Origin of the sequence: Sphingosinicella sp., from assembly GCF_052388015.1 — a bacterium.
Classification (GTDB): domain Bacteria; phylum Pseudomonadota; class Alphaproteobacteria; order Sphingomonadales; family Sphingomonadaceae; genus Allosphingosinicella.
Genome location: NZ_JBQTIN010000104.1, coordinates 1 through 7,415, shown reverse-complemented (window position 1 = coordinate 7,415; position 7,415 = coordinate 1). Strand labels below are relative to the sequence as shown.

Here is a 7,415-nt window from a genome sequence, read left to right as displayed (position 1 = left end):
GTCCTATGCGCTGGGCGCGGCGGTGGCGGTCTCGACCAGCGAGGCGCTGAACGGCGTCTGGCAGCACAGCACCACCACCGCCAACACCCACGCCTGGTATGACGGCGCGGTCCTCGACCATCTGAGCTACAACAAGGCCGGGGTCGTCTCGACCACCGATTACGTGCTGAACGGCTCGGGCCAGCTGCTCTCGGCGACCATCTCGGACAGCCGCCCGCGCACGATCACCTACACCAACGACATGGCCGGCCAGATCATCCGCCGCGACGAGGCCGATACCAACAGCTCGGCCGGCGACCCCCACGAAATCTGGTACCGGTTCGACGGGCGCCAGCTCGGCATGGTCGGCAACAACGGCACCCTCGAGACCGACTACACCCGCTCGATCGCCAACCGGACCCAGATCAACGGCACCGGCGCGTTCCGGTTCGGCGGGGTCGGCATGGCGCACCAGGCCGAGTTCGGGCCCAATCTCCAGCCGATCACCTCCTACAGCCAGGGCGGCGCCGGCGGCTCCCACATCGTCCGCGCCGGCGACAGCCTCTCCTCGATCGCCGCCGGCCTGTGGGGCGACGCGGCGCTCTGGTACAAGCTCGCCGAGGCGAATGGCCTGGGCGGCGACACGGCGCTGGCCGAGGGCCAGGTGCTGCTGGTCCCCTCGGGGGTCCTGCGCTCCAGCCACAACGCGTCGACGTTCCGCCCCTACGACGCCGCCGACGCGCTCGGCGAGACCAGCCCGGTCAACCCCACCCCCAAGGCCCGCAAGAACAACAAATGCGGCGCGTTCGGCGCGATATTGCTGACCGTGGTCGCGGTGGCGGTGACCGCCATCGTCGCGCCATGGGCGACGGGGATCGCGGTCAATGCCGGGCTCGGCGCGGTCGGCGGCGCGATCGCCGGTGGCGCAGTGGCCGGGGTCGCGGCGAGCGTCGCGAGCCAGGGGGTCGGCCTCGCCACCGGCATCCAGGACAAGTTCAGCTGGAAGGGGGTGGCCCTATCGGCGCTGTCCGGCGCGGTCGGCGGCGGGCTGAGCCACGCCAAGGCGCTGGCCGGCGGCGGGTTCATCGGCGGGTTCACGCGCGGCGCGATCGGCAGCGCCGTGAGCCAGGGGGTCGGAGTGGTGACCGGGCTGCAGTCGAAGTTCGACTTCGCCGGGGTCGCGGCGGCCGGGCTCGGCTCCGGCGCGGCGGCCGGGATCGGGATCGCGACCGAGCGCTGGGGCTCGTTCGGCTCCAGCCTCGCCGCCAACACCGCCAGCGGCATCGCCAACGCGGCGGTCCGCACGCTGGCGAACGGCGGCTCGTTCGGCGACAACCTGATCCGGGCGCTGCCCGATGTGATCGGGAGCACGGTGGGGAACGCGCTGGCCGGGGCGGTGGCGCGTAGCTCCGGCGTGGGCGGCGGAAAGGGCGGCAAGGCCCATGCCGGCATGGCCGCCATGGAAGCAGGGGGCCCCACCACGGCGCCTGTCGCTGCCAACGAGGATGCGATCGTCATAACTGGCGGCGCCAACAACCCCGCGATGACGGATGAAGAATATGACGCTGGTGTGGCGGCGCGCAACGCCGAAGTCGACGCTCGGGAGGCCCAGGAAGACGCGAGGCTCGCGGCAGCGGCAACCGCCGGCAACCAAGCACCTAACGACCCGCTCGCAAGTCTGAATCTGCGTTATGTAACGCCGCTCACGATTGAGCAGAATCACCAAACGACCAGGGAGTTGGTCGCGCACATCACCAGCTTGCGCATTAGCGATGCGAAGCGGGATATCCTTCTGACGGCCGCGTACAACCGTCAGGCTGATTGGGACCAGAGAATTGCGGCAGCCACCGCGGCTGAGGCGGCCAGCATCCGCGCTATTTTTGGCAACACGTCATTGCTGGCTTCTGGCGGCTCGCAAAACAGTTGGTTTAGCCCGGCAGGCAATTCGCAAAGCCCGCGCTTATCCAGCAGTTCAGCGCCTTGGGGCCTTTCGACCTCCAACGGTGTAGTGGGCAGCTTCATCCTCCCCGCGTTGCAACACGGTCTTCCGACAAGCTCCGTGGGGAGCAACTTGTGGCCATATATGCAGATCGGCCAAACGCCCTTCTACGGGAACCAGTACGTGCGCACTCTTCAGCTCGCGCCAATCGCGGAATTTGCTGGCCGCCTGTCCTTTGGCTTAGGATTCGCCTTGGATATTAATAGTTACCGTCAAGGTCAGATATCCGGCGGAAAGTTTGCGTTGAACACGTTTATGGGCGTCGTCGGCATGCGGGGAGGCCCTTGGGGCGCTGCTGCGGCGGCAATTTACTTCGGAGTCGACGCCTTCTACGAGGGTGGATGGAGCGGGCTTGCTTCTGATTGGCAAAGCTTTAACGCCAGGGTTGAAGCTGATCGGTTGAGATATAACTATGGACCAAGGTACTGATTCAAATAGAGTTCCGATAGGAAGCAGTGCTGCAACTTGGTTTCAAGCGATCGCCTTTGCGCCGATGTGGGCTGTCTATAATTGGAATGTCGCGCCATGGTTTAAAGCGACGTCGAGAGCGTTAGCTAATAGATCAAATGCCATAGGAATTATGGCTGGACTAATTTGCTTGCAGCTTGCGGATTTATGGCTAAATCTTCAGAATAGAAGTGTGTTACCACCGCTCGATAGTGCATTACGTATCGTTATTGCATTTTTTATTGTAGTTATATTTCTTCATTTTTATTTTACCGATGATAGGTTTGATCGAATCCTTATAAGTATCAAAAATCTCGGAAGTGCTAAAAGACATATCGCAATGGCAACTGGAATTGCTATACACTTTTCGTTAATTTTGTTCTTCTTATTGCGCGGCCCCTCCTAAGATCCGCATTACGGGCATTACGGTGACCGGGCATTACGGTGACAGTTTACTTAACCCCCAAACTCGCTCCGCCATTTTCCTACACGCCCCTGATCTGTCATAACGGCCCGAGGCGAGTCGCTCGCCCGGCTCATTCCACCGTCGATCCCTCCGCGTCCTCCGCGCCTCCGCGCGCACATTTGGTGATTTCGACCCCGCATCGCGCGCCTGAAAAATCGCCATGGCCAGTGCGAACATTGGGACCATTCGCCGCCGCGCGCGCCGATCCCGGCCGGCATGATGGGGCCGACCTGCGCCGCGACGGGACTGTCGGATTTGTCAGGTTTACTCCGACATGGCGGGCCAGATCATCCGCCGCGACGAGGCGGACAACAACAGCTCGGCCGGCGATCCTGTCCCTTCCGAAAACCCTATTTGGTTGGTTTGCGTCGATAGCGATGATGGAGCCCGCCGAGGATGGGGGTCGAATGGATAACACCGTCGGTCTCGACGGCGCGCCCGAGCGGCGTATCCTTGTCCAGGCCGAGATGGGTCCGGTCCCGGTTGTAATAATCGGCATAGGCCCTCAGCACCCGGCGTAGATGGCTCTCGCCGAGAATGATCACATGATCGAGGCATTCGCGCCGGATCGAGCCGATCAGCCTTTCGACATGGCCGTTCTGCCACGGCGAACGCGGCCGGATCGGCCGGTCACGGATGCCCATCGCCCGCAGCCGCCGGCGGAAGACGAGGCCATAGGCGCCGTCATTGTCGCGAAGGATATGAATCGGCGCCTCGTCCCAGGGGAAGGCTTCCGTGACCTGACGCGCGAGCCACAAAGCAGTCGGGTGGCCGGTCACCTCGATATGGAGGATCGCGCGCCGACCGTGACCCATGACGATGAAGGCATAGAGTCTTTCGAAGCGTAAGGTCGGCACGCACAGCATGTCGATGGCGGCGATCGCATCGGCATGGTTGGCGAGGAAAGTGAGCCAGCCTTGCGTCGGTTTATCGGGGCGTCGCGGCAAGTAGCGCGAGACGGTCGACTGGGCGATGCGGATGCCGAGCTTCAGGAGCTCGCCGTGGATGCGGGGCGCGCCCCAGGTCGGATTCTGCGCGTGGAGCCGGCGGATCAGGCCGATGATCTCAGGATCGATGCGCGGCCTGCCGCCATGCTGCCGCGAGCGCCACCGCCACCACGCCCGCCAAGCCGTGCGATGCGCGCGAACGATGCGCGCCGGCAGGCCTCTCGGCAGCAACAGGCCTGCCAGAAAGCAAAGGCAACAAAGGGCGGTTCCCCAGCTCACCAAAGGAAGTCGGCGGAATCCGGCAAAAGTTTAGCGATTCGTCAGATCGCCTATGAATATGACCTCAATGGCAATGTCCGCCGCTCGCTCGCGACCTATCATGCGCTCGATTCCGACGGCAACGCCTCCACCGTCACCTCGCCGCAGGACTTTTGGTACCGCTACGATGCGCGCGGCCAGGTCGTTCAGGGCAAGGCGGCCCTGGTCGGCGGCGTCATCACCGGCGGGATCGGCTACAGCTACGACGTGGCCGGGCGGCGGGTCCTATCGGCGCCTGACGCCGGTCACCTCCTACAACCAGGGCAGCGCCAAGGCGGCGCGCCGATATTCGCGCCGCGGGAAAGTTATCCACAGAAAAGTGCGACATGAATCTCTCATCCCGGAGACCGCGCGCGAGCGCGCTCGCGATTCATATGTAACGCGCACGCGCGCGCGAAGTAAATACGTCCGATTTGTGCCAGATATGTCGATCAAATAAAGACAAGCTCGACGACAGTGCGCGGTAGATGGGGTGCGTTCGCGACTCGACACTCTTTAACTGAAGTGATTCGCGCTCTTACTGGTCAAATTAGACTGTGCACGGCCGCCTTCAGCACCGCTTAGAGCACCTCAGCCGGCCATGTGGAGTCGAATGATCGGCTTCGTAAGTCACGAGAATCCGCGATTATTATGCGATCGAAGAACAAATTTTGCCGCCGGGAGTCAAAGCCCCTTGCCAAGAATTCCGATTCTGTCCCAAAATGGGACATCAGCAGCGACCGGGTGTCGGAAGGCGCTGCTCGGAAAATCGGGGGGAGCATGTCGGGGCTGGTCGAGTCTGCGACGACGATCATGAGCGCGTCCGAGCGACGCCTCGAAACGATCGCGAACAATGTCTCCAACCTGGCGACGCCGGGCTTCAAGCGTCAGGCCAGCTTTGTCGAAGCGCTTGGCGGTCGGGGTTCGGGCGCCGCCGAGACGCTGACCCTGCGCACCCGCGCCGATCTCACGCAGGGGCGGATGAGCGAGACCGGCAACCCGCTCGATCTCGCGATCAACGGTCCCGGCTTCTTTCGGCTGCGGGCCGGCGACCGGATGTTCTATTCGCGCCACGGCCAGTTCCGCCGCGCCGAGGACGGAACCCTGGTCACCGCCCAGGGGCTTGTGCTTCAGCAGGCAAGCGGCGGCGATCTGGTCGTTGACCGGCCCGAGATCATTGTTCTGGCCGACGGCAACGTTCTCGACGGCGAGCGTCCCATCGGCCGCATCGCCTTGTTCGCGCCGGCCGAGGGCCAGGCGGCCGAGCCACAGGGCGGATCCCTGTTCGAGATTTCCGCGGATGCGGTCGAGGAGGTCGCGGAGCCGCAGCTGCGCCAGCGCATGGTGGAGGCATCGAACGTCTCGCTGGGCGACGAGATGGTGGGGATGATGACGGCGCTGCGCCAGGCCGAGAGCGGGGCCCGCCTCGTGCAGCTCTACGACGATTTGATGGGCCGCGCGATCAACAGCTTCGGACAGGTGGGACGATGAACGGCGCATTCCAGATCGGCGCGATCGGGCTCGAGGCGCAGCAGCGCGCGCTCGATACGATCGCCAGCAACATCTCCAACGTCAACACGCCGGGCTTCAGGCGGTCGGATGTCCGCTTCTCGGAGCTGATGGTCAATCAGGCCGATCCGGGCGCGGTCCGCGCCGACCTGGGCGGCAGCCTGGCGACAAGCGCCGGCGTGCGCTCCGAGCCCTATCTGCTGTTGAACGAGCAGGGGCGGCTCGAAACCACCGGCCGAACCATGGACCTCGCGATCGAGGGCCGCGGCTTCATCGAGCTGATGGGTCCGGACGGTCAGACCTTGCTTTGGCGCGGCGGCACGCTCGCGATCGGCGAGGACGGACAGCTGGGCACCGCAGCGGGCGGTGTGCCGCTGAAAGCCGCGATTACGGTTCCGGCCGATGCGGCGGCGGTCGAGATCGGCGCCGACGGGATCGTGCGCGCCCGCATGGGGAGCGACGAGCGCGTCGAGATCGGCCAGATACGGCTCGTCCGCGTCGACGATCCTTCGCAGGTCGAGCGGCTCGACGGCGGCTTCTATCGCGTCGCGGACTCGGCCTCGCTCGCCGATGCGCAGCCCGGCGAGGACGGGCTTGGCCGGCTCGTTCAAGGCGCGATTGAGCGATCCACGGTCGAGCTGACGACCGAAATGGTTCAGATGATGCTGGTCCAGCGTGCCTACGCCGCAAATGCTCAGATCGTCCAGGCCGCGGACCAGCTCATGGCTCTGGCCAACGGGCTCAGGCGATAAAGGCCGGCGTGGGGGTCGCCACTCTGCTTGCGCTGGCCATCGGCGCCCAGCCCGTGGCGACGCTTCGCCCCGCGGACGCGCTTGCTCTGCATGATCGTCGGGTGCGGCTCGGCGATGTGGCGCAAGTTAGCGGCACGGAGAGGGCGTCGGAGTTCGAAAGCCGGGTTATCGCGATGCTGCCGGCGGCGCGGCGAAGCGTTACTCTGCAGCGGGCGGCGCTTGCCGATTTGATCCGTCGCGCCGTTCCAGGCCTCGCGGTCCGTGGCGGTCCCGACGCACTCGTCATTCGTCGCGATCGTCAGTTGTTGCAGTCCGCTGATGCCGGCTGCTTCGTCCTTACGTCGCCCGTCGCTTCGGGCGCGATGCTGCGATCTTCTGATCTGACCGCGACACCCTGCACCGGGCGCGGAGACGACGGAGCGCTGGTCCGTGTCGATCGTGCTGCTGGCGCTCTGCGCGCCGCGCAATCGCTGCCGGGCGGCGCCTATCTTGGTCGACTGACCTTGCCGAGCCCGCCCGACGTCGAGCGCGGTCAGGCATTGACCGTCGTGTCGGCGGTTGGACCGGTGCGCATCGAGCGGCAGGTGATCGCGCTGCAGAACGGGCGCGACGGCCGTCGCGCCTTCGTTCGAGATGCGGAAGGGCAGATATTCGCGGCACCTCTCTCGGTGACGTCGGAGGAGCGGCAATGATGGGCGTTCATCTGAGAATGGTTGGTGCGCTTTGCCTGGCCGCGTTGTCGACAGCGGCGAGCGCGGAGAATCTCTATCGAAATTCCGGCTGGCCGGCGATGAGCGGCGACCGACGCGCATCCTCGGTCGGCGACGCTTTGACCATCGTCATCTTTCAGGCGGCCGAGGCGACCAACACCGCCCAGAACAGCTCCAATCGCGGCACAAATGTCGGCGGTGGCCTTCGCGCCGGCCCGATCGACGAGTCCGGCGAGCTTCGGTTCGGCGGCAGCTATAGCGGCCGGGGAGAGGTGCGGCGCAGCGAGCGGTTCGTGGCGCAGATTACCG

General features: G+C 64.8%; 8 protein-coding genes. 7 read left to right on the top strand and 1 reads right to left on the bottom strand.

Annotation, left to right across the window (positions count from 1 at the left end):
* On the top strand, positions 1–2,407 hold a 2,407-nt coding region (locus ACT4N3_RS08585), incomplete at its 5' end, for a LysM peptidoglycan-binding domain-containing protein (protein ID WP_444854803.1).
* Positions 2,391–2,831 carry a hypothetical protein gene (locus ACT4N3_RS08580; protein WP_444854802.1) on the top strand — a complete coding sequence of 147 codons (441 nt, stop codon included), beginning with the start codon at positions 2,391–2,393 and terminating at the stop codon, positions 2,829–2,831. The genes ACT4N3_RS08585 and ACT4N3_RS08580, both read left to right, overlap by 17 nt.
* Before the next feature lie 410 nt (positions 2,832–3,241).
* On the opposite strand, the gene ACT4N3_RS08575 is transcribed toward ACT4N3_RS08580, so the two are convergent.
* Positions 3,242–4,069 (bottom strand): transposase, encoded by an 828-nt coding sequence (locus tag ACT4N3_RS08575; RefSeq protein WP_444854801.1) that lies wholly within the window; start codon positions 4,067–4,069, stop codon positions 3,242–3,244.
* Here ACT4N3_RS08575 and ACT4N3_RS08570 point away from each other — a divergent pair.
* From ACT4N3_RS08570 to ACT4N3_RS08550, 5 genes are all read left to right on the top strand, one after another.
* Positions 4,028–4,486, top strand: coding sequence for a hypothetical protein (locus tag ACT4N3_RS08570; protein WP_444854800.1), 459 nt, complete (start codon positions 4,028–4,030; stop codon positions 4,484–4,486). The genes ACT4N3_RS08575 and ACT4N3_RS08570 overlap by 42 nt on opposite strands.
* Positions 4,487–4,915: 429 nt before the next feature.
* On the top strand, positions 4,916–5,626 hold the full coding sequence (locus tag ACT4N3_RS08565; protein WP_444854799.1) for a flagellar hook-basal body protein: 711 nt from the start codon (positions 4,916–4,918) through the stop codon (positions 5,624–5,626).
* Positions 5,623–6,396, top strand: coding sequence for a flagellar hook-basal body protein (locus ACT4N3_RS08560; RefSeq protein ID WP_444854798.1), 774 nt, complete (start codon positions 5,623–5,625; stop codon positions 6,394–6,396). Before ACT4N3_RS08565 ends, ACT4N3_RS08560 begins: the two co-directional genes overlap by 4 nt.
* A 53-nt stretch (positions 6,397–6,449) precedes the next feature.
* Positions 6,450–7,088: a flagella basal body P-ring formation protein FlgA gene (locus ACT4N3_RS08555; protein WP_444854797.1), complete on the top strand. Its 639-nt coding sequence runs from the start codon at positions 6,450–6,452 to the stop codon at positions 7,086–7,088.
* The coding region (locus ACT4N3_RS08550; RefSeq protein WP_444854796.1) for a flagellar basal body L-ring protein FlgH at positions 7,088–7,415 on the top strand (328 nt) is incomplete at its 3' end. The genes ACT4N3_RS08555 and ACT4N3_RS08550, both read left to right, overlap by 1 nt.

Excerpts from the sequence above, each read along its gene's own strand:
- ACT4N3_RS08570 (WP_444854800.1), top strand. The coding sequence starts at position 4,028 with ATGCGCGCGAACGATGCGCGCCGGCAGGCCTCTCGGCAGCAACAGGCC.
- ACT4N3_RS08565 (WP_444854799.1), top strand. The coding sequence starts at position 4,916 with ATGTCGGGGCTGGTCGAGTCTGCGACGACGATCATGAGCGCGTCCGAG.
- ACT4N3_RS08580 (WP_444854802.1), top strand. The coding sequence starts at position 2,391 with ATGGACCAAGGTACTGATTCAAATAGAGTTCCGATAGGAAGCAGTGCT.
- ACT4N3_RS08560 (WP_444854798.1), top strand. The coding sequence starts at position 5,623 with ATGAACGGCGCATTCCAGATCGGCGCGATCGGGCTCGAGGCGCAGCAG.